This window comes from Stenotrophomonas maltophilia group sp. Smal32, assembly GCF_030237085.1.
Classification (GTDB): domain Bacteria; phylum Pseudomonadota; class Gammaproteobacteria; order Xanthomonadales; family Xanthomonadaceae; genus Stenotrophomonas; species Stenotrophomonas maltophilia_Q.
Window position 1 is genome coordinate 49,714 of the sequence record NZ_JASJSI010000008.1, and the last position, 24,341, is coordinate 74,054.

Sequence of the window (24,341 nt, forward strand, 5' to 3'; positions counted from 1 at the left end):
CTTCTTTACCACTGGGACGGCATGGGCGTGATCGGCCGACGTACAAGGATGCACCGGGCGAATGCCGCGCTGGCGCTGGCGCTGGCGCTGGCGACCTGCCTGCCAATTGCTGCGTCCGCGCAGAACAACAACGACGCACCTGCATTGGACTGGGAACAGGCGCGGCAACGCCTGGAGCAGGTCTCCGATGCACTGGCAGCCGCTGATGCAGCGGTACGCAACAAGCAGGACCTGCAGGACGCCACCCGCCTGCTGCGCCTGCCGGAGATCACCGGTGAAGTGCGCCGCCTGCAGTTCCAGAAGACCCTCACCCTGCCACTGGGCTCGCTGGCCCCCGTGGCTGAAGCCTTCGGCATCGATTCACCACTGTCGTTCACCGAGCGCGACTGGCGTACCCGTCCCGTCGTCACCGCGGTGCTGCCGCTGTACACCGGCGGCGTGATTCCGGCCGCTCAACGTGCCGCGAGCGCGGCCCACGAACAGGCCAGTGCCGAGCGCGAGGCACAGCGCCAATCGCTGACCGTGCAGCTGGCACAGGCCTATTTCGGCCAGCGCCTTGCCGAGCAGGCGGTGGACGTACGCCGTGATGTGCGCGATGGCTTGAATCGCCACCTGTCAGACGCAGAAAAGCTGGAACGCGAGGGCTTCGCCACCCGTGCCCAGCGCCTGCAGGCCACCGTGGCCCGTGACAAGGCCGAGCGCGAGTACCAGAAGACGGTGAACGACCTGGCCACGCTGAAGGCCGCGCTGGCCACGCTGCTGCGCAGTGGCGGCGAGGTGCAGCCGGTGTCGCCGCTGTTCGTGCAGCGCGTGCCGCTGGAACCCGTGACCAGCTTCGAGCGCACGGCGCAGGCGCGCCAGCCGCAGATCGCGCGCCTGCGAGCGATGGTGGCGCAGGCCGAACAAGGCGTACGTGTACAGCAGGCCAAGCTGAAGCCGCAGATCTTCGCCTTCGGCCAATACGACTTCCGCCGCCGCGACGAGATGCTGACCGATCCGGACTGGGCGTTCGGCATCGGCCTGAAGTACACCTTCCTGTCGCCGAACTCTCGGCCGGCGCAGATCAGCGCCGCGCGCGCGCAGCAGGAGCAGGCCGAAGCCGGCCTGCGCGAAGCCGAGAACCAGGTCGCACTAGGCGTGCGCAAGGCCTGGAATGAACTGGAGACTGCGCGCCAGCAGTACGTGCTGCTCGACAGCAGCATCGCCCAGGCACAGGAAAACCTGCGCCTGCAGGAGCTGGCGTTCCGCGAGGGCCAGGCTACTTCGCTTGATGTAATCGACGCACGGCTCGGCCTGGGCGGTGCCCGTGTCGAGCGCGCGCAGGCCGCCTACCAATACGATATTGCGCTGGCACAGTTGCTGGAGGTCAGTGGACAGATGGACCGTTTTGAAGAATACCGGCGCCGTGCGGACGAGGTGATCGACCATGAGTGATGTGCTGCACGACGAAGCGAAAACGCCCCCGGGCAAGCGACGGCTGGGACCGATCCTGCTGGTGGTCCTGCTGGTCGCAGTGGTGCTCGGCCTGTGGCTGGCCTGGCGCAGCCCGGCCGATCAGATCCAGGGCATGGCCGATGCGGACACCATCAACGTGGCCGCCAAGATCACCGCGCGCGTGGCCGAACTGAAGGTGCGCGAGGGCGACCGCGTGCAGGCCGGGCAGGTGCTGTTCCTGCTCGACAGCCCCGAAGTGGCCGCCAAGGAACAGCAGGCGCACGGCGCTTTGGCCGCCGCACAGGCAGTGGCCGACAAGGCCGACGAGGGCGCGCGCAGCGAAGACATCCGCGCCGCCGAAGCGAACTGGAAGCGCGCAGAAGCCGGTGCGACGCTGGCCGAGGCCACCTACCAGCGCGTGCAGAACCTGTTCAACGAAGGGGTGATGACCCGGCAGAAGCGCGATGAAGCGCAGGCCCAGGCCACCAGCTCGCGCGAACTGGCGCGTGCCGCACGCGCGCAGTACGACATGGCGTTGGCCGGCGCACGCGAGCAAGACAAGCGTGCCGCGCAGGGCCAGGTGCAGCAGGCGCAGGGCGCGGTGGCCGAAGTCAACGCCGCCCGTGCCGAAGTCGAAGGACGCGCGCCGGTGGCGGGCGAGATCAACAAGCGCATGGCCGACCCGGGCGAACTGGTGCCGGCCGGCTACCCGGTATTCACCCTGGTCGACATCGATCGCATGTGGGTGGCGATGAACCTGCGCGAATCACAGATGCAGGGCCTGAAGGTCGGCAGCAAGCTGCAGGGCAACGTGCCGGCACTCGGCCTGGACGGCGAGTTCGAGGTCTACTTCATCAACCCTGCCGGCGACTATGCGACCTGGCGTACCACCCGCCAGTCGTCCGGCTACGACGTCCGCAGTTTCGAGGTGCGGGTGCGCCCGGTACGCCGCATCGAGGGCTTCCGCCCCGGCATGAGCGTGCTGTTCGCATGGGCCCAGCACTGAGCCCGGGCCGCGGCGGCTTCGCCGCCAGCTGGCGGCGCGAGCTGCAGTCACTGCGCGGCAACCGCGCTGACCTGCTGCTGGTCACCGTGCTGCCGCTGCTGATGCTTGCGGTGATGGCGTGGATGTTCACGCCTTCAGTGATGCGCGACATCCCGATCGCCGTGGTCGACCTCGACCACAGCAGTGACAGCCGCCTGCTGCTGCGCATGCTCGATGCCAGCCCCGGCGTGCGCATCGCCAGCCAGCCGGTGGACCTGGAAGACGCCCGTTCGCAGCTGCGCAGGCTGGACGTGTTCGCCATCGTGCTGGTGCCGCGCGATGTCACCCGGCAGGCGCTGCGTGGGCGACAGGGCACGGTGTTCGCCTATTACAACGCCACCTACATGACCACCGGCCAATCTGCGGCGCGCGATATCGGCGATGCGGTATCGGCCTGGAACGCGCGCCTGCTGCGCGAGCGCATCGGCCTGCAGGTCGGTCCGGGCAAGCTGCGTGCGGCACCGATCGCGGTGCAGTCGGACATCCTCTACAACCCGGCGCGCAGCTACGAATTGTTCCTGCTGCCGCTGATCTTCCCGGCAGTCTTGTCGCTGGTGCTGGCGCTTGCCGTGGCTGGCAGCATCGGCCGCGAGATCCGCGACGGCACCCTGCCCGCCTGGCTGGACCGCACGGCGTGGGCTGCGATTGCCGGCAAGGTCGCGCCGTACATCCTGTTGTTCTCGCTGTATGGCGCGCTCGGCATCGGCTACCTCGCCTGGCTGCGCGGTGATGGCGTGGCCGGCAGCGTACTTCTGCTGGTGCTCGCGCAACCGTTGTTCTACCTGGCCACCGCCGCCTACGCATTGTTCTTCGTCGGCGTGACCCGCGACATGGGTACCGCGCTGTCGGCGGTCGGCCTCAGCATCGGCACCGCGCTGGCATTCTCCAGCGCCACCTTCCCGGTGCTGGATGGCCCCCTGTTCACCCGCATCTGGCATCAACTGCTGCCACTCAGCGCCTACATCAAGCTGCAGACCCAGCAGCAGTTCATCGGTTCGCCGCTGCAGGTTTCGGCATGGCCGCTGGCCACGCTGTTGTTGATGACGGCGGTGGCCGGTGGCATCGGCGGCCTGCGCCTGATCGCCTTCGCGCGCACGCCCGAAGCCGCGCAGCCTGCGGGGACGGACGCATGAGCACACTCTGGCGCAGCCTGCGGCAGACCCTGATGGCGGTGCTCTGCGACCGCTACGCGATCGTGGTGATGGTCGGTGCGGTGATCCTGTACTCGTTCTTCTATCCAGCCGCCTACCGGCACCAGGTGGCCGGCAACCTGCCGGTGCTGGTGGTAGACGAAGACCACAGCGCGACCAGCCGCGAGCTGCTGCGCAAGCTCGACGCACTGCGCGTCGCGCGCGTGGTCGGGCAACCGGCGGACGTCGACAGCGCACGCCGGCAGCTCGAAGCCGGCCATGCCGAAGGCATCGTCGTGATCCCGGCCAACCTGGAGCGCGACATCCTGCGCGGCCATCCGGCCAAGCTGGTATTGCTTGGCAACGGTGCCTACCTGGGCCGCGCCAGCTGGGTGCTGGGCAGCGTAGCTGATGCGCTGGGTGCGTTCGGGCGTGATGCCGTGGTCGGCCAGGCCGCCTTCATGGGTCCACCGCAGGCACCGCCGGTCACGCTTGTGCAGCGCCCGCTGTACAACACGCAAGAAGGCTATGGCAGCGCCATCGTACCCGGCGTGGCCGAACTGATCGTGCACCAGACGCTGCTGATGGGCATCGGCGTCCTGCTCGGCGGCCGCCGCCTTGCACTCGGCCGGCGCCTGCGCTTCGACCTGCCGACGCTGGCGGGCATGGCATTGGGCTTCGGCCTGATCGGCCTGTTCGGCCTGTTCTGGTATGCCGGTTTCACTGCCTGGGTGCAGGACTATCCACGCGGTGGCAACCCGCTGGGCCAGCTGCTGGGTGGCACGCTGTTCATTGCGGCGACGGTGACCTTCGGCCTGTTCGTCGGCAGCTTCTTCCGCACCCGCGAGCGCGCCTTCCAGTACATCATCGCCACCTCGATCCCGCTGTTCTTCCTGGCCAACCTGTCATGGCCGGCGGTGATGACGCCGCAACCGCTGGTCTGGCTGGCACAGCTGCTGCCGACCACCTCGGGCATCAACCTGATGGTGCGCCTGAACCAGATGGACGCCCGCCTGGCCGACGTCAGCCACGAACTGATCACCCTCACCGTCCTGCTGCTGCTCTACGGCAGCCTCGCCGCCTGGCGCCTCCTCGCCCCAACGGGGACGGAGGGGATTAAGTCGTAAACGGCAAGGTTGAGGGATTGCGACTTGATCCCCTCCGTCCCCTATTCAGGGGTCGGGCGCGTACCAGAACGGAATGCGGTACTCGCGGCGTCGCTCCGGGCCGCGTTCGCCCCCTTCGGCATTCCAGACGAGGCTCAGGTCATGGCGTCCGGGTGCCAGCGTCGCCATGGGCAGATAGCCCACCAGGCCACGCATGTCGAGATCGCGGCGCTCCATCGGCATGAAGTCGTGCAGGTCAACCGGCGTGCCATCCAGCTGCACCCGCCACAACCGCGACAGGCACTCCACCGCTGCGCTGGCGGCCTTTGCGCCGGTCGCTTCATCGCGTGCGGCGGGCGAGGCAGTGCAGTGCTGGCGCGCCAGCGGGTTGTCGCGCTGGGGGCGGTGTGGAATGAACACACGCAGGCGTGAACCACTGATCGTGTCCGAAGGGATCATCGGATACGGCAGCAGCTGATCGTGCGCCGAACGCATCGATTCGTAGTGCGCGCTCAACATGCCGTGTTCGACGGCCTCGTCGGTCATCACCTGGTAGCGGTTGAACAGCGAGAACTTCACCGAGCCCAGCACCTGCACCGCGCCCAGCACCATGGCCACCATCACCGCCAGCAGATAGACCGCCATGAACGAACGCGAGCGCAGGTTGCTCTGCAGGGTCAGCTGCATGGTCTGCATCAGGCGCAGCAGGGGAATCCGTTGCAGGCCCGCCAGGAAGCGTTGCAGCCACCGCTGCAGGCCGTGATAGGCCTGGTCGCGCCGCTGCCGGCGCGCAATGACACGCTCCAGCAGTGCAGGAACCAGTGCGAGCACAAGCAGGCTGGCCAGCACGGTACCGACCACGATCATGGCCACACGGTCGGAACCGCCGGCAAGCGCACTGATCGCCATCGCCACGCACAACGTCAGCACGGCCATCACCAGGGTGCCGGCCAGCGTCTGCACCGCCAGCAGCGTGGTGGAAAAGAGCATGGTGGCCAAACGATCAGCGCGTTCGATGCTGCCGTCCAGGCCGCCGTCGCGGGCCTTGAGGAAGGCGCGGGATACCGGGCCCATCTGCGGCAGCCGTTCCCAGTCGATGCCCTTGGGGAAGTGCGATTTCAGCCCGATCAGGCCTATCCAGTAGCCGCGCACGGTCAGGTGCGCGATCAGCGCTACCGCCAGCACGTAACACATGCCCACGCTGATGCTGAAACCAAACCACAGAACCTGGAAGTACATGCCTTCCGTGTGCAGGCTGCTGCGTGCCCACGCATCGAACAGGTAGCCTGGTACCGCCAACAGTGCGAACGCCAGCAGGCCAGAGATGAACAGTTCGAGCTCGTCGGTACGCTCACGCAGTCGGCCGAAGCGCGCTGCAGCTTCCGGTGCTGGATCGACCTCGACAGCCGGCGCGCGCGACTCAGCCAGGGGTGATTCGTTCACTGGGCGTTCATCCGTTGAAGTCCGCGCAGTATAGACACCGGGCTGCGCTCCGCGATACGGGGCCGCTCAACGCCGAACGCCGGCACGGGGCCGGCGTTCGGGGAATACGTACTGCGGTGTGGAAGGGGAAACGAGGTCTGGCTGTAACCGATCAGCGGTAGACGCGTTCGCAGCGGCGTTCGACCACGCGGTCGCCGTTCTTCTGCTGGCTGTTGCCCTGGATCTGGCGGCCGGCCGCGCCGCCAGCTACGGCACCGGCCACGGTGGCCAGCTTCTTGCCATTGCCACCGCCCACCTGGTTGCCCAGCAGACCACCAATCACCGCGCCGGTAGCGGTACCGGCGATACGGTTGGGATCGCGCGAGTTGCGCTGCACTTCCACGTTCTTGCAGACCACTCGGCTGCCATCGTTGAACTTGCGTCCTTCGTCGCGCGGCCCGTAGGTCTGCGCGCCGGCAACGGACGTTGCTGCCAGCAGGGTGCCCAGCACAAGCAGTCGGGTCGAGGTCTTCATGGCCATCTCCTGAGGTCCGGTATGGCGCAAGTCTCCTCCCGGGGCTGGCAATCTGAAGTGAAATACGCGTGTCCGCCGCCTCATCGGCCATCGCGCGTTCAGGAAGAAAGTTGCGCCCATCGCGATCAGCCATCGCGATGGGCGCCGTCTCCCTACCGGCATGCGCTGTTGCTAGAACTCTTCCCAACCACCCGCATTGGCAGCCAACGTCGGCTCGATGCGCGATGACAGCACCGCCGGGCGTCTCACCGGCGTGACCGAGGCCGCTACCGCCGCAAGCGCGCGCGGGACCGATACGGCTGCCACGGCTGCCCCGGTGCGGAACACCGACACCGCTTCGGTCAGAAGGTTGGCCTGCTCTTCCATGGAACGCGCTGCGGCGCTGGCCTCTTCCACCAGCGCGGCATTCTGCTGGGTGGTCTCGTCCATCTGCACCACGGCCTGGTTGACCTGTTCGATGCCCGAGCTCTGCTCCTGCGATGCGGCTGAGATATCGGCCATGATGTCTGTGACGCGCTGCACCGACGCCACGATCTCGCCCATCGTGGTGCCGGCCTGGCGGACCAGCGCCGATCCATCGGCGACCTTGCCGACCGAATCCTCGATCAGGCCCTTGATCTCCTTGGCCGCGCCGGCCGAGCGCTGCGCCAGTGTGCGCACCTCACTGGCCACCACCGCAAAGCCCCTGCCCTGCTCGCCGGCACGAGCGGCTTCCACTGCAGCGTTAAGCGCCAGAATGTTGGTCTGGAATGCGATGCCATCAATGACCGAAATGATCTCGGCGATCTTCTTCGAGGAGGCTTCGATGGCCGACATGGTGGTCACCACCTGGCCGACCACCTCGCCGCCCTGCGACGCGACACCGTGCGCACCGATGGCGAGTTGGTTGGCCTGGCGTGCGTGCTCTGCGTTCTGCTTCACGGTGGAGGTCAGTTCCTCCATTGACGCCGCCGTCTCTTCCAGGTTCGCCGCTTGCTGCTCGGTGCGCCGCGACAGATCGGTGTTGCCCGAGGCGATCTCGCCTGCCGCCAGGTTGATGCTGGACGCGCTGGACTGGATACGGCCGACAATCTGCTTGAGCTGATCGACGGTGGCATTGCAGTCATCACGCATGCGGGCGAACACGCCGTGGAAGTCGCCCTGCATGCGCACGGTGAGGTCACCGCGCGAGATCGCCTGCAGCAGCGTCGACACCTGCACCAGGTTCTCGTCGGTGGTCTGCATCAGGCGATTGAGCCCGGCCACCATGTCGCGGAAATCATAGGCGAAGCGATCTTCATCGCCGCGCAGGCTGAAATCGCCCGCCGCCGCGGCCGTCGCCAGCCGGCGGATCTCGCTGTTGATCGCCGACAGGCTGGTCTTGGTCTCGTCCATGGCCTGGGTGATCGCCGCCTTCTCGCCCGGCAACGGATCCATGTCCACCGACAGGTCGCCACGGGCGTAGTGCTTCATCACTTCGATCAGCCGGTTCTGCACCTGCACGTGCGAGCCGACCAGCGCATTGGTCTCGTGCACCATGCGCCCGTAGTCGCCGGGGAAAGCGCTCTCATCCATGCGGTAGCTGAGGCTACCCGCATCGTGCTGGCGGGCCAGCTCGCCCTGCGCCGCCATCACCGCCTGCAACTGTGCCTGCATGCGCTGCATTGATCGGAGCAGCTGGGTCACCTCGTCGTTGCCGGAGGCGTCGATGCTGCTGTCCAGGCGGCCACCGGCAATACCGTCGGCCAGCTTCACCGCCCCTGCCAGCGGACGGGTCAGGCTGCGGGTGATGGCCCACGCCGCCAGTGAACCCAGTATCAGGCTCAGCACCCCGAACACGATCGACAACGTGCCGGTCCAGAATTCGGTCGCGCGGTACTCCTCGCGGCTGCGCGCTGTCAGCGCCTCCTGATGCCGCAGCAGGGTCGAGATGGCTTCATTCCAGGCCGTCGCCAGGCCATGTTCGGCCAGCAGTTCCTTGGCCGCGCCGTCGAAATCGCCGGCCCTCATGCGCTCATGCAGATGCTGGGTGGAAGCGTCGGTAGCCTTGCGCGCCGCCTCGATCTTCGCCACCAGGGTATCGCCGGTGGCATCACGTGGAATCTTGATGTACCTGGCCCAGATACCATCGTAGGTCTGCGACAGCTCCTGCGCCTTCTGATAATCCTTGTCGAAATCCTCGCCGCGCTTGATCACCATCAGCCGGCGATGCATCAGCACCGCGTTGTTGGTATCCAGCATGTCGTTCAACAGCCGCATCTTCACCATGTTGACGTCCACCACCTTCTCGAACTGGGCGGACTTCAGGTGATTCCCGTACAGCACGAGGCCAACGATGGCCACGATGAACAGCAGCAGCAGACCAAACCCGGCACCCAGCCGGGATCCCACTCGGAGGTTGCGTAAGGCGAGCATCTCAATTCCCTTGATCATGGCCGTACGATCGGTGGCGGCGCGACCGGGAGAATCTTTAAGAGCTTTTCCGCATATACCTTCGTGAATATCTTCAACTGCGAGGAAAATCGTGAAAAATTTATCTAAACCCGCATTCATATTCGAAACGATTATCTTTGATTTTCCACACCAGGAATCCTTTCATGCCCCTTACCCTGCAGATTGAAGGCAGTGCGATCCACGACATCGGCAGCCTCCATGCCGAACTCAACCGCGTGTTCATGGCAAGCGAGGACTGGCAGCTCGGGCCGAACCTGGATGCGCTGGACGACCTGTTGCATGGCGGTTATGGCGCGTTGGCTGGCCACGATCAGGTCACCCTCGTCTGGCGCGACATCGCACATAGCCGCGCGGCTCTGGGCGTCGATGCCACCCGCCGCTGGCTGCAGGCAAAACTCGACGGGCCGGGTCACTTCAACGCGCAGGCCATCACCCACCAGCTGCAGGCCCTGCAACGGGGCGATGGCCAGACCTACTTCGAGATCGTCATGGAGATATTCGCCAGCCACCGGCAGATCACGCTCATCCCGGCCTGATTGCGTGCCCCGCACGTACTTTGCTCATCATCGGCAGCGGCGTCCCCCAGCCCCAGCAGTTACCATGGACGGCCCTGTACCTGCTCCGCCGTCGCCGCCCTCCGGCGCGACCGGATGCCCTGATCCACGAGTGCCATGTCCAAAGACAAGTCCGCCGAACACACCCCGCTGATGAAGCACGATGGATTCATAGGAATCATATGCAAGCAAACCCTTCTGCAGCAACGACTCTGACCCATCGACGGCCAAACAGTGCTTAAAACGCAACACCGTCGCAACAAGCCCCCCCCCTGCAGCAAGCGCTATCCATTTTATTGATTGGAATCGCTTCCAATCTCGGAGTCTGAGGAGATGAGACACGAGGGGTAGTAGGATTGAGTTGTCCCATTCACTTGGTCACTCAACAGCTGCCTGATGACGAAATCCATCCAGGTTATTTCTGCATCTAAGTTCGCTACAACCTTTGCCCTCCGACCCGAGCTCCACGCCTGGCTTCTCGGTGCCGGCGCTTCTGCGGCCTCGGGCATCCCGACCGGTTACGACATGATCCTGGACTTCAAGGCCAGGCTCTATTGCCAAGAGACCCGGTTCCCCCGGCGAAACGTGGACCCGAGTGATCCACTATGGGTTCAGCGCATTGAAGAGTTCTTCTCTCGCACCCCTCTCCTTCCGCCCCCTAACGATCCCACCGAGTATGCGGCCGCGTTCGAGGCGATATATCCGCAAGAGACCCATCGTCGGCAATACATCGCTGACGCCATCAGCAAGGGCACTCCCTGTTTTGGGCACCGCATGCTGGCCGGTCTGATAAGCGCCTCAAAAGCCCCCTGCGTCTTTACGACCAATTTTGACCCGCTGATCGAAGAATCCAGCCTGCTAGCGGCTTCGCTAATGCCCCCAGGCACCGCAGGCAAGCCGACGGTGGCGACTTTAGACTCTGCGAACCTCGCTACGCGCTGCCTGGATGAGTCTGACTGGCCGCTCATCGCCAAGCTTCACGGCGACTACCGTTCAACATCCCTGAAGAACACCACGAACGAGCTGGCTTCCCAAGACCATGACCTGCGCCGGGCCATGGTTGAAGCCTGCAAGCGCTTCGGCCTCGTCGTAGTCGGCTACAGCGGCCGCGATTCCTCCGTCATGGAGGCGCTTGAGTCCGCCCTGACCTACGAGAACCCCTTCCCGAGCGGCCTCTATTGGTGCGCGTCTTCCCGCGCCAAGCTCCTGCCGGCTGTGAAGGTGCTTTTGGAAAAAGCCGCCTCTAAGGGCGTCAATGTCTTCATCATCGAGTCCGCGACGTTCGATGAGTTGGCCGGCGATCTGCTCAATCAAATCAATCTTCCAGCCCCACTGCTGGACCATGTCCTGTCGTTCCAGCCCGCACAGCTCGCAGCGCCTGTCCCGGTGCGTACAACGGAAGCTCTGAAGTTCCCTGTGCTTCGCCTTTCCGCGTTGCTGGTGGAGAGTCTCCCCTTCACGGCCAGAAGGATAGCCTTGGGCCGCCCGTCCTCCATCGTTGAGGTGCGGGAAATGCTCAAAACGAGTAAGTGCCGCGCGGCGGTTTCAATGGTGGGAAATGAGCTCGCAGCCTTCGGAAAAGACTCAGAAATCCTCGCGTCATTGCACAGCCTGAAGCCAGTGCTAAACGGGCACTGGACGCTGGACCCCGGCCGAGACAGCTGGGCGCTAGGACTCACCTACGACGCCCTTCTGCGCGCGTTGGCTCGGCGGCGACCGTTGATTCCCAGACTCAAGCGCTCCGGTCACTCTCTGCTGGTTGCGAGCGCGAGAGACGGCGAAACGGAAGAGCAGCGGCAGCGTCGTGAAAGTCAGCTTTCAAAGCTCAAGGAAGCCTATGGCGGAAAGCTCGCCGGACAGATCCACGGGCGCAACTACAACGAAGCCATCTCGGTTCGGCTGGAAGAGATCGAGGGGCGGTGGTGGTGTGGGTTTGACCCATACACCGCTGTGGAAGTGCCGCGCAACGAGCGGACTGATCCCTCAAGTGCAGCCGAAAGCGACCCGCTGGCTTGGTCGTCACAGCGCCGGCCAGATCCCACCGCTGACTGGAGAAGAGAGCGGTGGGCAACCAAGTACAACGGCCCTTGGGCCAACATCATCGACGCGTGGGCGACCTTGCTCACTTCTCCACCCGGCATCACCTTTCAAGCGTTCGGAATCGAAGCTCAAGAGGGAGTCGATGCGGCTTTCCGCATTTCACCACTCACCGGCTTCAGTCGTCCTGGACATCACGACAAGTACTTTGACCGGAGGCAGTGATGGTAGATTTCTCTCGCTCGCAGCTACCGCCGCTGTCCTTGCTTTCGGAACCGGAGCTGGCCTTTTCTCCTGAGCACTCCGGGGGTCGAGACGTCCACCCCCTTCGCGGGCTGGCGCACTACGGCCCCTTCTCGTCCCAGACATTCAGCCAGTTCACGCCCACCGTTCGCATCGCCACAGTGGGTCCGGCAAGTGCGTTCTGGACTCGGGGGGAACTTATGGCATCGCTGAAAAAGCGACATGGGGCTAGCGATAGAAGCGGCTACGCCCCAGATTTTCCCGGTTTCGCCAGCGTCTTCGGTGTGGACTTGGCTTCCTCAGACAAGGCCAATCACATCCGTTGGCCCGACTCCATCAACGATCTTCCAGGATCTGGCCCGCTTCAGCATCGCGTGGTGGCCGCCTTCGACGCAGCCCTCTCGCAACTAAGCATAAGACACGAACAGTTTGACGTGGTTCTAGTCCATCTCCCAGAGGCGTGGCTTCCTCACACGTCCGGCGACGGGTTCGACGCGCACGATGTCCTCAAGGCATTGGGCGCAAAGCACGGCATCCCAACCCAGGTGGTCAACGACCGGACCTTCAGTTTCTCCAACAAGGCTCAGCTGGCTTGGAGGCTGTCGATCGCGCTCTATGTCAAAGCTGGCGGCATTCCTTGGAAGCTCGCCCCTCTAGCGGGAGTCCCCGCGGATACTGCCTACATCGGTTTGGCATACGCGCTGAAGAGGGTCAACGATGAAACCCACTTCGTCACCTGCTGCTCGCAGGTGTTCGACATGGACGGGGGCGGCATGCAGTTCGTGGCGTTTGAGGCCAAGGATCCGGTCAAGGACGTGCGCGAAGCACGAAGGAATCCGTTCTTGTCGCGAGAAGACATGCGAGCCGTTATTGCCCGGAGTCTGTCGATCTATCAACAGCGCAATGGGGGTATTCTTCCCCGGCGAATGGTCATTCACAAGAGCAATGCGTTCAAAGAAGACGAGGTTCTTGGTGCTCGCGACGCCTTGACCGCTGTCCCCGAGGTGGAATGTATTGAGATCAGTTCCAGACCAACTTGGCGGGGAGTATGGCTGGTCAAATCCTCTGGCGGGACCGCGCGCACCCAGCCAGCGAGATACCCAGTCCCCCGCGGCACCTTCGTCCCCCGGTCTGGCACGTCCGCTCTTCTTTGGGCTGCGGGCAACGTTTCAGACGTTTCAAGCAAATCAGATTACTACCAAGGCGGAAAGAGCATCCCCCGTCCCCTTGTACTGACCCGTCACGCGGGCAGCGGACCACTGGAAACGATCGCCCACGAAACGCTGGCCCTCACCAAGATGGACTGGAACAACGATGCACTCTACGACCCGGTGCCAGTCAGCATCCGTTACTCCCAAAAGCTCGCCAAGACGATCTCCAACGTCCAGGACCTTCCTGGAAACAGCTACCCCTATCGATTGTTTATGTAATCTCGGCTCGGGGCATCAGGAAGAGGAGCTCAATGCCATGATAGGGAAGGCTGGAAGCCATTGGAAAGGAGTTAGGGAAATTCAAGCGCCCCAGCTTCATCTCACACCGTTCACGGGCATGGCCTCTATTTGGCACTCCAGACTGTCGAAAGTGGAAGGGCTTCTAGAAGCCCTTCCATGCTCTGCCAACAAGGACCATGTACCGACTTTGGGGATGCGCGCATCGCAGCGAACGATCACCCATGCCTGCTGTCGATGAGGTCCTTGATTCAACTGCTGGCTCAGGCGACCGCTTCGCCGTTCAGCTCCGTCACGTAGACCGGGTAGTCGGTGTAGCCCTTGGCGCCGATCACCCCATAGAACGTGCTGCGATCAGGTTCTGCCAGCGGCCAGCCGTTCTTCATCCGCTCCACCAGATCGGGATTGGAGATGAACTGCGTACCAAAGGCGATCAGATCGAGCTCGCCCTTTGCCAGCTCTGCTTCAGCAATGGCTTGCGTGAAACCGCCTGCGCCGATCAGCGTGCCCTGGTAGGCCTTCCGGAACGCTGCGCCAAAACCTTCTGGCGTGCCCGCGGCCGAGATCGTGGTCTGATAGTTCAGGTGCACATAGGCCAAGGTCCGCTCATTGAGTTCATGCGCAACGCTGGCCCAGGTCTCTTCTTCACCGTCGAAGGCTTCCATGTCGTAGATGCGACCGAACGGTGAAACACGGACGCCAACCTTGTCACTACCAATCTCGGCAGCGATGGCGTCGATGGTTTCCAGAAGCAGACGCTGACGGTTCTCGATGGAACCACCATACTGATCGGTGCGGGTGTTCAACTTGCTGCTCAGGAACTGGTCGAACAGGAACGCGTTGGCCGCCATCACCTCCACGCCATCGAAGCCGGCAGCCATCGCGCGGCGTGCCGAGGAAGCGAAGTCCTGGACAACGCGCTGGACCTCCGCCGTGCTCAGGGCACGCGGCTTGCTGGGCAGCACCGGGCCTTCTTTGCCTGGTTCAGCCCATGCGTAGACCATGGTCGTGGTCGCCGGGATCTCGCCCGACGAGACCGGCGCGGCGTTGCCCGGCTGAAGCGACACGTGCGACAGGCGACCCACGTGCCAAAGCTGAGCAAAGATCTTGCCGCCCTTGGCGTGAACAGCTTCGGTCACCTTGCGCCAGCCAGCCGTCTGTTCGTCAGTGTAGAGGCCCGGCGTGTAGAGGTAACCACGACCTTCTTCGGAGACCGGCAGGCCTTCGGTGATGATCAAGCCCGCCGATGCTCGCTGAGCATAGTAGAGCGCGGTCAGTTCCGTCGGGGTGTGGTCTGGAGTCCGCGTGCGGGTCATCGGTGCCATGACGACACGGTTGGCCAGCGACAGGCCCGCCAGGTTGTGGGGTGTGAACAGCTTGCTCATGGGATTTTTCTCGTTTTAACTTTTTCAGCCAGGTCGTGGCCGTGGTCGATCAGTGGACTAAGCGCCCGGTCACTGGCCCAGGATTTCGAGCGTCGGGACCATGCGAATGGCTTTGGAAAAGTTGGCGTAGTTCGCGGAGGTGCGAGTCACGATGCGGTGCAGTTCTTCCACCTGCTCGCGGGTGCCATTCGTGCGCAGGCGCACCGTGTAGGTGACCTCGTCGTAGCCCGGGTTGACGTTCTCGTCCAACCCAAGCACTCCGCGCAGATCCAGTGCACCGTCGGTTTCAATTTCCAGGTGCTCAATCGCAATGCCCATTGCTGCCGCGTTGACGGCGTAGCCGACGGAAAGGCACGCATTGAGCGCGGCCATCAGGAGTTCCTGGGGATTGGGTGCAGTGTTCTGGCCAAGGAACTCCAACGGCTCATCTGCCGCGATTTCGAAGTGACGCGGGTACTCCTCGCCACGCATGGAGTAACGCTGGACGGTCGCCACCGTGCGGGTCTGGTTCTCCCACTTGGTCTTGACATTGAAACGCGCAGTGCGCCTTTCCGGATTGGTGGTCTCTGCAACTTCCTGAGCAAACGCCTGCAGGGATGCCACGTCGATGCCGTTGAGATGATTGTTCATGAGATTGATCCTCGTAGTGCGCCAGAAGCGCGGTGGGCAGGTCCAGTTGGTGAGCGGCCCGATTCGTTGGTTGTCGTCAGGGTCAGCGGCAGCCGTCTATGCCGCAGCTTTCCGCCGCCGATTCGTTCATCGATACCGGCGCATCCACCGCCGCATCGAGCAATGCACGTTCGAACACAGCGCTTTCCTGGGCGCCAGACAGATAGACCTTGTTGTTGAAGACAAAGAGCGGCACGCCGTTGGCCACCTGGTTGGCATCTGCCTCGTCCTGGGCGATCTGATTTGCAGCAGCGGTGTTGTTGACCTCCAGCTCGGAGATGCCGAGTTCTTCAGCCAGCGCCAGCAGCACACTGGGGTTAAAGATGTCCAGCCCGTCGGTGGTGACCGCTTTGTAGAGGCGTTCGCTCATCTGCTTGGCCTGGGTCGGCGAGGCAATGCTCTTGACCAGCGCATGCGCTGCGCTCGTGTCGCCAAACCGCATGGTGTCGAAGCGATAGTCCAGGCCCTCCGAAAGCCCGTGCTCTCGCACCGCTGCCATCATTCGCTCGGCCCCTGAGGTTCCGCCGAACTTCTGGTAGAGCGCTGACTTGAACGCCATCGGTGCCACGCCGCGCGCCAAGCGGTAAGCCTTCTCAGACACAGTGACGTTCACCTGGCCCGAAACGGCAGCCACTGCTCTTTCGAACCGCCGTTTTGCGATCCAGCACCAAGGGCACACGAAATCCGCCCACACCTCGACTTTCACCGACTTCATCTCACTCTCCATTCCTTCGACAAATACATACCATGTAGTAGGTAGGTATGTGACTCAAGTTTTTTGCTTGCTGATGCCCATCGGCTCAGCAAGGGCCGATCAAACGGAAATTACGCTTCCTGGATCATTCGCAGGATCAAGCGTTCATCGAGCGCGCCGGCGGATTTGGTCGCCCATCCAATGAAGCTGGCGCCTTCCAACAGGCTCAACAGCGCATGCGCCTTCGGACGAGCACCGGATCCACGGGCAAACTCACCTGCCTCAATGCCGGCGTTGAATACGGACTCCAGCCAATCCAACTGCATGTCAAAGAAGCGATGAGTCAGCTGCTGAAGGCCCGCCGGCAGGGCCGACATTTCCGCCGCCAGTGCACCGCACAACGGCAGCAGTCCGCCAGTGGCGCTGGCCTGAAAGGCCTTTACAAAGCCCTCCACCCGCCCCAGTGCCGTGGTATTCGAGCGCTCAATGACCGCAAAGTCATTGCGTACGCGCTCGACATACTCTTCCACGATCGCCGTCCCCAGGTCTTCCTTGGTCGGGAAATGGTGGTGAATACTCGCCTTGCGAATGCCCACCGTGTCGGCCAGATCCGCATAACTGAAGGCTGCATAGCCCTTCGTGCGCATCAGGCTTTCGCCGGTTTGCACCAAGGCTTCGCGTGTTCCGACGGCCATACCGTGGTCTCCAAGAGTTATTTCTATAAAGCTAGACTACCTACCACATGGTAGAGTGTCAAGGCCGGCACGATGGGTTGTTTCGGGCGGATTAGGCTTCCAGCTCTTCAAACGCTTCGAACGCCCGCGACGAGTAGACGTAAGCAGCCCCAGCGTTCAAAGCGATAGCCGTGCCCAACGCCGCGGCTACTTCTTCTTTCGTCGCGCCGGCCCGCTTGGCTGCCCCTGCATGGGCGGCAATGCAGCCGTCGCAGCGGGTGGTGACCGCTACCGCCAAGGAGATCAGCTCGTGCGTCTTGGCGTCGAGGACATTGCCTTCCCTGGTGGCCGTTTCCAACTTGTGAAAGGCCGACGCGACGGGCGCGTTCGTCTTGTTGAATCGGGTGACACGTTTGATGACCCCCGACAGTTCATTGAGCCACTTCTTTTCCATTTGCTTCACCTATTTGATTGATTTGAGTTGGTTCTTAGCGCGCAGCCATGACGCCGCCATCCACGTCCCACACAGCGCCGGTTACCCAGGAAGCCTTGTCCGACAGCAGGAAGGTCACGGTTTCTGCTACGTCGCGGGGCGATCCGTTGCGGCCGAGAGGGTGGACGTTGTGGAAGCTTTCAAGCGCACCACCAAGTTGATCGCTGGGGATGAAACGTTCGAAGATCTTGGTTTCCACGATGCCAGGGCTGACCGAGTTCACGCGGATCTGGTGCTCGGCCAGTTCAGCCGCCAGATGCTTGGTCATCGCGTCGAGCCCAACCTTGGCCATGGAGTACGCCGATGCCGGGACGGTCTTCATGGCCTGGCGAGCAGCGACCGCGGTGACGTTCACGATGGCACCTGGCTTCTTACGGGCCACCAGAGCTGCTGCTACTTGCTGCGTGATGAAGAACATCGACCGGTTGAAGCTCAGGAAGTTGTCATAGTCTTCCCCCGAGTGCTCCAGGAACGACTTCGGGTAATAGATCCCTGCCGAGTTGACCAGCAAATCAATGTCCGCGTGCTCGGCCTTCAGATTGGCCAGCAGCGCCTCAACGGCCGAGGTCTTCGAGAGATCTGCGGCATACGCGGAGACCCTGCCCTCCCCAGCGATCGACGCCAGCGAGCCGCGTGCCTCCTCCGCCTTCTCAGCACGGCTGCCGATCACCACGACCGAACCTCCCTGCTCTGCGACCATTTCTGCGACCGAAAGACCGATTCCACTGGTGCCGCCAACGACCAAAAGCTTGCGACCTTCAAACGGCTGGGTGTTCATAGTTGCTCCTAAGTGAGGGACTCTACCTACTGCTTGGTAGGCATCCTGAGCCGACATTCGGGCATAGTCAACAGAGGCGGGGCTTTCGTTTACTATTCGTTCATTGTTCTTGCTGCCGGTAGGTGGCATTGGCAACGAATCAGAGAGAACGCGCCATCTCTGATTGCATGCCTTTACAGCGACCGGCGGGCTGAGATCCGGCGTGAGACTTGAGGGGTAAGTGCATTGAACGGTCTTCGGGGCGATGAGGTGGCGATGCGATACCAGAAGGACGCGCCAACGCACGCATCTTGGCTTCTGCACCAACCCAACCATCCGCGAAGCACCTCGACGGCGGGATGTCCTGGAAAGCAAAGGTTCCATTCGACGTCGGACACCCAAAACCCACGCGGTACCGTGGGCGAGCCCGTCCAGCCGACGGTTCCTTGGCATTGCGCCAGAGGCGATCCAATTTCTACTGAAGCTGAGTGTAAGATCCGTTGAGGGACTGCAAAACCCCACCGCAGCCCCGCTGATGAGGCAAAGACTGATAGGGGAACACCCAAACCAAGGCTGGCATATGGCAAACGGAAGCGCCCCTCAGGACTGCAAGGTGGCTGTTTTAGTGGACTGCGATAACGTCAGTCCTGAGATAGTCGACCACGCGCTCTTGATGGGTGCTCAGTTCGGTCGAGTCGTGTTGCGCCGGGGCTATGGAAACCACGCCACTCTCGCCAACCGCTGGCAGGAAGTGATGGTCCAACAAGCGTTTACGCCTTGCCTTCAGTACCAGTACGTTGCGGGGAAGAACACATCGGACATCGCCCTGGCCTTGGACGCTCAGGAAGCCATGTTCGACGGCAGGGCGGACACGTTCTGCCTGGTCACCAGCGACTCTGACTTTGCCTACCTCTGCCGAAAGCTCCGTGAGCGCGGCGCAACCGTTTGCATTGTCGGCGAGGCCAAGACACCGCTCGCCTTGCGCAACGCATGCGACCAATTCTTCCTCTGGGAGAGCGTTTCGGCTGCTGGGCGTAACACTACTGGTCTCAACGAATCAGCGAGCACAGGTCCCGGCAAAGTGGAGCACATTTCAATCGACGTGCGTCCCCTGCCCAAACGCCGGCCTCGGTTCCTGGTGGATGCGGTGGCCCTGCTTGCAGGTGAGACTTCGGAGGGGAAGGTGGGCCTGGGCGCACTGGGGCAATACTTGCGGCGAACCAACCCATCGTTCACCCCAAATGCTTATGGCCATTCCGGGCTGCTGAACATGGTCAAGACCTACGACCTGCTCTCACCACAGCAGGAACCGGGCGGCAACTGGTCGGTTGGGCTTGCGCCCAGCCCTGCCGGCGATGCCAAGTAGACCAATAGAATAGGTCCAACATGCCTGCCTCTGCACTGCGTGCCTTTCGCCTGCTCCGAGCGTTCGGCGCCCTCGAGTTTGCACTGAAACGAGTCCCCGGATTCACCGGCGCCTACTCAAACGGATCCGCCAGTGTGAATTGGCAAGCCGTCGATGCTGCACTCGAAGCGATGCAACCAGAGCTGCTCACGTTGGCCGTGTCTGACTCGACCAAGCAGAAGATTCTGGGCGGGAATCGGGATCGTCCCATGGTTCAGGTGGTGACGGTGCACGGCGGCCACAACATCACCGCCTTCCGGGCCAAAGCCTTGAGTGCGTCAGACCCGAGGGCGCTGATGCAAGCCGCCCGCAGGGTTCGCAACAACCTCTTTCACGGAGGGAAAGAAGATCCGCTTGAAGAGGCATTCCCTGGCGATGACAACCAGTGGATTTCAGCCGCGACCGACGTCGCCAGTGGCGTTCTTGATCTGGTCGTGAATGGAACGCTCCGGCCCCTGCCTTGAGCAGGGCCGGCCCGAGCGACATCCCCGGAATCAATTCAACTCGGCCAATCGCGTCTGGTAGGCCTGCTCTATACAGGCTTCGTCGGCACATATATCCCGTACCGTCCTGCGCCACCGCCCTTGATTCGCCGTAACCTCACCCGGGTCCATCGACCGGGCCCGGACGACACCGAATGCCTCTGCAGTTTGCTTGTCCAACCGGGCAAGTTCCGGGTCGGCACAAATCATCTGCTCTACGGCCGACGACGCGTTCACACAATCGAAGCTGGGGCCAACCAACGAGGCATCGACCAACGGCTCGTCTGAGTTGGGCTCTTGGTAATCGTCCGCTCTCGTCGACATCGCCGAATCGTAAGCAGAATCAACCTCCACGGCCTGCGACTCTTCGACTGGGGCTGCAGCTGCGGGGGCCACTACTTGGGTTTGGCTTCGGACATTGGAGCTGATAGCCGTTCCGATGCCGATGAGGTCTCCAGGCAGTATCTGGACCTCTGCGAAGTGTTGACCATTGACCGCCTGAGAGGTGTATTCAAGCCTCAGCTTGTAAACGTCCTGCCCAGGGTTGTTGAAGGGGACGGTCAGATCGGCTTCGCAACTGTAGCGGCTGATCTTTTCGTCAAAGCTCGTCGGATGGGCCAATGAGATGGGAAGAACGCCGCGAAGCTGCTCCTCGCTCAAGTTGGCAGCAGCACTGGCCGCCCCTAATTCTCGCTGGATGATGCTGCGAACCAGGTCCAAGGTCATCTCATCGCCGCACTCCGGCGCTCCAGCCTTCCCGCATCCTACGAGCGCAGGAAGCAAGAACGCACCACTCAGAACCAGTTTCTTCATTGACATCCTGTCCTCGTCGCGAATGTTGGGCAAGGCCTACTTATGCCGCTATCGACCCCGTTGCGGAGTTCTTTAGCGAGCTATGCTGGGCCTATGGTCACCAAGCGCCGGCCGAGTCAGCCCGTGTTGAGGGACCGGCTGCGCGACGGCGAACGGCTTTCCAAGGGGCGGTCCCGAACCAGCAAGTTCTTTTCGACTAAGTAGCAATTGTGTGCGCAATTCCCTGCTGAGTGCCCTTGCTAATTTTCACTTAACTGGTTGGCTACGAGCACACACCAACCGAGGGCGCACATTGCTAGATCCACGAACCCAAATCGCCGCGCTGTTTCTGAGCGGCACCTTCAATCCCACCGTCCATCGCACTCGCGAAGAGCGCTTGGGGGACATTCAAATCGCCCTGGAGCTCGCGGAACGCGTTCTGGACAGGTCAGCAGGAAAAAGTCCGATCGAACCCATCCACATTGAAGCTCAGTTGATCAACCCAGGGCAAACACCAACGGCGGAGGAGCCATGACTGACCCACAAACCCGAATCGCCGCGCTGGTTTTAAGCGGCACCATCGAACGAGCGTCTCAGCGTACTCAGCGAGAGCGCTCAGATGATGTACGAGTGGCCTTGGAGATCGCCGCCGAGGTGTTGCGCCAGAGAGCAGGTGGAAACCCAGTCGACCTCATTCACGACGGGCCCCGCGTCCAGGCACGATCCGCCCCCACAACCAAGGAACGTGTGGAGGTCAGAGAGGATCTGGCTCCGTTGGACCAACTGCTCGCTGATCGGCGGGGAATCAGGCCCCCTGCCAAGCCGTCGATGACCAAGCGAAAAACGCTTCATTGACGGTCGAAAGCCCCCGCCACAGCGGGGGCTTTTCATTCCTATCAGTGAAGCTTAGCCCGAGGCCTGGCTTGCTGCGTGGATGCAGTCAGCTCTGCGGAGACTCCCGTTTCGTCGAGCAGCGCGTCTAACCCATCCAGGGCCACCTTGCTGCTGGCTTCCAATTCTGTCACGGCGGCCGACAGCTGATCCGCACAGGCCTCTTCCTGGCCGTCCTCAATCTTCGCACGGGCTTTTCTCAGGGCATCCAAGCGCTGCTCGACAGCTGCCAAACGACGTCCGCGACGCCGGACCCAGGCCACCAGTGCAGGGCCTGTCGGTCGGGGCTGTTGTTCGACAAAATCCTCCAAAGACCGCTCCGCTCGCGTCAAAAGCGATGCTGCCCGCCGTTCGGCCTCTACCCGTCGCAGCCACTCCGTCGCTCGTCGCCTCACGGCGGCCAAGCCCCGTAGCGCTCGCTGGATATCCTTGCGCACCCTTTTCCCCACGCCCCCGTTGCGAACGGTCAAATCCAGGCGACGTAGAAGCAGGCGCGTGGAGCGAAGCGCGCCCTCAAGCCCAGCCGCCACCAGGTCACGCCAAAGTCCATATGCGCTATCCATCAGGGATTGCAGCGATGGTTGGGGTGCATCGGGAAAAGTGCGAGTGGCCAGAATTCCTCGCCGACCGAATCCCTTTACGTCCTCGATGTAGCTTTGGCCCGATTTCGGCCCCAATTCGACACGGTTCGGCGGAATCGACGCATGTCCATGGGCATGATCTGTGTCCGTCGCTGCTCTCTCAAACCGTATCGCTGTCTGATGCACAGCCCTCTGATTGTCCGCAACGATGCTGGCCAATGCGTTGCCAACCTCGGTCTCCACGCCTCGTCGCTCCAATGCTGAGACCTGCTGGCCCAGGTGGATCGTTGGGCGCCGTCCCAGAATTGCTGCCGCGACGATGTCTCCGCGTTCAAGGGCGTCCTCGGCTTGCGCTTCCAAACTTCGATGATCGACGGACACTGGGATCTCGGCAGCGGCCAGGTGCTGGTTTGTTAGCTGGGCCACCATCGCCCGGAGCCACTCCACTTCGCTGCGCCCCGAGGGTCCACCGTCGAGCTCGCGCGTTTTGTCGGCAAGCCCTTCGGCATCCAAGCGGCGGGTGGTAGCGAGGATGTGCACATGCCAATTGAGTCCGTCGTTGCTGCCCGGCGAGTGGATGCTGGCTTGGACTGCAAAGCCGTAGCGATCAACCAATGCCCGGGCGATGTCCGCCGTCAGGGCAGAGCGCTGCAGCCCGTCGAGCTCGTGCGGCAGCGCGATCTCAAACTCGCGCGCTACGGTCGCGTCTTTTCGCTTCTCTGCCGCTTCGGCCGCTTGCCAGAGCTTGGCGGCGTCGAGAGACCAGTCGGGCGCCTTCAAGGGCACCACCCAGCGACTCTCGACCACGCCCCCTCTGCGGGAGTAGTCGTGCCGCGCTCCCGTACGCTCGTCGACGAGCGAGAGTCCGGCACGGTAGGCCGCGGCGGCAACGGCCGAATGGCCTTTGGCACGAGAGAAGGTTTTGACCCGGGTGTGGTAGATCGCCATGCAGAGAGCTCCAGTTCTTTGAACTCTTTATGCCTTCGAATTTGCCGTTGGCAAGTCGCAAAGCGGCTTGGGGTTCAAGGGGCGAAGCCCTTTGCGCACGCATCACTTGTGATGCCTAAGTGCGCTTTTCGCTCTTCGCTTTTGCTTCTCTTCTTTGTGATTTTCCGAATTGCTTCAAGCGCGAAAACGATGTCGCCATCGATAGGTTGACGGATGAGAAATCATTGCTTCACTGAAGGACACTTCACAAGGAGAAGAGCATGTCGTCCACCAATCATTACCGCGATCAGATCCAGCGGGCCACCCATCGGCTGGCCCAGCTTCAAGCCAGGGAGCTTCTGGCGCATCAGCGGCAGGATGCCCGGGAGAAAGCCATCAAACGCCGCGACGACGCCAAGCGCAGGCGACAAGTGGCCGAACTCGTCTTCCTGGCCGGTGCCCAAAACCTGCCAGACGATGAGATCGTCGCAGCCTTGAAGCGGCACTTGCTCGCGGTGGGCGAAACACGGTTCTCACCGCCCCACTGATCATCCCCGCTCCCTGGACCGGCCATCAACGCCGAGGCATGGGTCAGGCACTCCAGGAATATGGGTGAAAATACTGAATGGGCGGAACCCGATCCAAGTCGGTCCCCCCGCCCCTTCCTCGCGATGCGCGTCCCCCTTCTGACGGGCGAGCTACAATGGCCCGAAGGAAGCGCCAAAGGCAGGGGGCCACATGGCGAGAAGGAAGCAAACCGCAGGCGGCTGGATTGTCGCAGTGCTGGTCGTCATAGCGTTGGTACCAAAGGAAGTCTGGATCGGTTTGGGGATCGTCGTTGCGGTGGCCACTGCCGTTTGGCTCTGGGCCAAGTGGCAGGCGATGCGCCCGAAAGGGCCACCCTCTCCCACCCAGCCGCTGCCCACTCCAGAGCCGACCTTGGCCGAGTTGATGGAGGCATCCGCCCTTTCCTCGCGGCGTTCAGCGCAACAAGCGCCGCGCCCGGTAGCCGCCCAAACGGGCGGACCGGCGGGCATTGAATCGGGTGCCCCCGCCAGATCGGCAGGCGCTGCTGTGGCAGAAGTTGCTCGGCCCATCGATTCCGTGGCCCACCCGCCACTGGCCCCCGCGCAGGAGTCGAACAGAGGGCCCGCCGAGGCTGTTTCACCCTCCCGTCCTGGGAACTTGGAAGAGGCCAAGGCTG

At 62.7% G+C, this 24,341-nt stretch carries 22 protein-coding genes; 11 read left to right on the forward strand and 11 right to left on the reverse strand.

Going from position 1 to position 24,341, the window contains the following annotated elements:
- The first annotated feature begins 21 nt into the window (after positions 1–21).
- Genes QRO91_RS03635 through QRO91_RS03650 form a run of 4 tightly spaced genes read left to right on the forward strand, consistent with a single transcriptional unit; the run spans position 22 to position 4,736 of the window.
- Complete coding sequence (locus QRO91_RS03635; RefSeq protein WP_197650406.1) at positions 22–1,434, forward strand: TolC family protein; 1,413 nt, start codon at positions 22–24, stop codon at positions 1,432–1,434.
- The gene (locus QRO91_RS03640) at positions 1,427–2,440 is read left to right on the forward strand and encodes an HlyD family secretion protein (protein WP_197619969.1); all 1,014 of its coding nucleotides are present in this window, start codon (positions 1,427–1,429) and stop codon (positions 2,438–2,440) included. The genes QRO91_RS03635 and QRO91_RS03640 overlap by 8 nt, the downstream gene beginning before the upstream one ends.
- Positions 2,425–3,612: an ABC transporter permease gene (locus tag QRO91_RS03645; protein WP_197619970.1), complete on the forward strand. Its 1,188-nt coding sequence runs from the start codon at positions 2,425–2,427 to the stop codon at positions 3,610–3,612. The genes QRO91_RS03640 and QRO91_RS03645 overlap by 16 nt, the downstream gene beginning before the upstream one ends.
- Positions 3,609–4,736, forward strand: a complete 1,128-nt coding sequence (locus tag QRO91_RS03650; protein WP_049426712.1) for an ABC transporter permease — start codon at positions 3,609–3,611, stop codon at positions 4,734–4,736. The genes QRO91_RS03645 and QRO91_RS03650 overlap by 4 nt, the downstream gene beginning before the upstream one ends.
- Before the next feature lie 45 nt (positions 4,737–4,781).
- Here QRO91_RS03650 and QRO91_RS03655 read toward each other — a convergent pair whose 3' ends face one another.
- From QRO91_RS03655 to QRO91_RS03665, 3 genes are all read right to left on the reverse strand, one after another.
- A complete protein-coding gene (locus tag QRO91_RS03655) occupies positions 4,782–6,158 on the reverse strand; it encodes a hypothetical protein (RefSeq protein ID WP_197632039.1) in 1,377 nt (458 codons plus the stop codon).
- 151 nt (positions 6,159–6,309) lie between these two features.
- The gene (locus QRO91_RS03660; RefSeq protein WP_049426710.1) at positions 6,310–6,678 is read right to left on the reverse strand and encodes a glycine zipper 2TM domain-containing protein; all 369 of its coding nucleotides are present in this window, start codon (positions 6,676–6,678) and stop codon (positions 6,310–6,312) included.
- Positions 6,679–6,843: 165 nt separating this feature from the next.
- Complete coding sequence (locus QRO91_RS03665) at positions 6,844–9,066, reverse strand: methyl-accepting chemotaxis protein (RefSeq protein WP_197650408.1); 2,223 nt, start codon at positions 9,064–9,066, stop codon at positions 6,844–6,846.
- 182 nt (positions 9,067–9,248) lie between these two features.
- Between QRO91_RS03665 and QRO91_RS03670 the strand changes: the two genes are divergently transcribed.
- The 3 genes from QRO91_RS03670 to QRO91_RS03680 all read left to right on the forward strand — a co-directional run bounded on the left by QRO91_RS03670 (position 9,249) and on the right by QRO91_RS03680 (position 13,369).
- On the forward strand, positions 9,249–9,641 hold the full coding sequence (locus QRO91_RS03670; protein WP_197632040.1) for a barstar family protein: 393 nt from the start codon (positions 9,249–9,251) through the stop codon (positions 9,639–9,641).
- Between the two features lie 414 nt (positions 9,642–10,055).
- Positions 10,056–11,921, forward strand: coding sequence for an SIR2 family protein (locus QRO91_RS03675; protein WP_197650409.1), 1,866 nt, complete (start codon positions 10,056–10,058; stop codon positions 11,919–11,921).
- Positions 11,922–12,139: 218 nt separating this feature from the next.
- On the forward strand, positions 12,140–13,369 hold the full coding sequence (locus tag QRO91_RS03680) for a nuclease PIN (RefSeq protein WP_285310261.1): 1,230 nt from the start codon (positions 12,140–12,142) through the stop codon (positions 13,367–13,369).
- Positions 13,370–13,650: 281 nt separating this feature from the next.
- Here QRO91_RS03680 and QRO91_RS03685 read toward each other — a convergent pair whose 3' ends face one another.
- From QRO91_RS03685 to QRO91_RS03710, 6 genes are all read right to left on the reverse strand, one after another.
- On the reverse strand, positions 13,651–14,772 hold the full coding sequence (locus QRO91_RS03685) for an alkene reductase (RefSeq protein ID WP_285310262.1): 1,122 nt from the start codon (positions 14,770–14,772) through the stop codon (positions 13,651–13,653).
- Positions 14,773–14,841: 69 nt separating this feature from the next.
- Positions 14,842–15,402 carry an OsmC family protein gene (locus QRO91_RS03690; protein ID WP_164190986.1) on the reverse strand — a complete coding sequence of 187 codons (561 nt, stop codon included), beginning with the start codon at positions 15,400–15,402 and terminating at the stop codon, positions 14,842–14,844.
- Between the two features lie 82 nt (positions 15,403–15,484).
- Entirely contained in the window at positions 15,485–16,156 is a 672-nt protein-coding gene (locus tag QRO91_RS03695) for a DsbA family oxidoreductase (protein WP_164190983.1), read from the reverse strand.
- Positions 16,157–16,266: 110 nt separating this feature from the next.
- Positions 16,267–16,830 (reverse strand): TetR/AcrR family transcriptional regulator, encoded by a 564-nt coding sequence (locus QRO91_RS03700; protein WP_164190980.1) that lies wholly within the window; start codon positions 16,828–16,830, stop codon positions 16,267–16,269.
- 91 nt (positions 16,831–16,921) lie between these two features.
- Positions 16,922–17,263, reverse strand: coding sequence for a carboxymuconolactone decarboxylase family protein (locus QRO91_RS03705; protein ID WP_031421695.1), 342 nt, complete (start codon positions 17,261–17,263; stop codon positions 16,922–16,924).
- A gap of 34 nt (positions 17,264–17,297) precedes the next feature.
- Positions 17,298–18,080, reverse strand: coding sequence for an SDR family NAD(P)-dependent oxidoreductase (locus QRO91_RS03710; protein ID WP_164190977.1), 783 nt, complete (start codon positions 18,078–18,080; stop codon positions 17,298–17,300).
- 559 nt (positions 18,081–18,639) lie between these two features.
- On the opposite strand from QRO91_RS03710, the gene QRO91_RS03715 reads away from it, so the two are divergent.
- Positions 18,640–19,425 carry an NYN domain-containing protein gene (locus tag QRO91_RS03715; RefSeq protein ID WP_164190974.1) on the forward strand — a complete coding sequence of 262 codons (786 nt, stop codon included), beginning with the start codon at positions 18,640–18,642 and terminating at the stop codon, positions 19,423–19,425.
- Between the two features lie 20 nt (positions 19,426–19,445).
- Positions 19,446–19,928, forward strand: coding sequence for a hypothetical protein (locus QRO91_RS03720; protein ID WP_197650413.1), 483 nt, complete (start codon positions 19,446–19,448; stop codon positions 19,926–19,928).
- A gap of 30 nt (positions 19,929–19,958) precedes the next feature.
- Here the strand turns inward: QRO91_RS03720 and QRO91_RS03725 are convergent, their stop codons facing one another.
- Positions 19,959–20,759, reverse strand: coding sequence for a lysozyme inhibitor LprI family protein (locus QRO91_RS03725; RefSeq protein ID WP_197650414.1), 801 nt, complete (start codon positions 20,757–20,759; stop codon positions 19,959–19,961).
- Positions 20,760–20,970: 211 nt separating this feature from the next.
- On the opposite strand from QRO91_RS03725, the gene QRO91_RS03730 reads away from it, so the two are divergent.
- Positions 20,971–21,273 (forward strand): hypothetical protein, encoded by a 303-nt coding sequence (locus tag QRO91_RS03730; RefSeq protein ID WP_151458198.1) that lies wholly within the window; start codon positions 20,971–20,973, stop codon positions 21,271–21,273.
- Positions 21,274–21,634: 361 nt separating this feature from the next.
- On the opposite strand, the gene mobQ is transcribed toward QRO91_RS03730, so the two are convergent.
- The gene (mobQ, locus tag QRO91_RS03735; protein WP_285310263.1) at positions 21,635–23,158 is read right to left on the reverse strand and encodes a MobQ family relaxase; all 1,524 of its coding nucleotides are present in this window, start codon (positions 23,156–23,158) and stop codon (positions 21,635–21,637) included.
- Positions 23,159–23,418: 260 nt separating this feature from the next.
- Between mobQ and QRO91_RS03740 the strand changes: the two genes are divergently transcribed.
- On the forward strand, positions 23,419–23,685 hold the full coding sequence (locus tag QRO91_RS03740) for a hypothetical protein (protein ID WP_197650416.1): 267 nt from the start codon (positions 23,419–23,421) through the stop codon (positions 23,683–23,685).
- Positions 23,686–24,341: the final 656 nt, after the last annotated feature.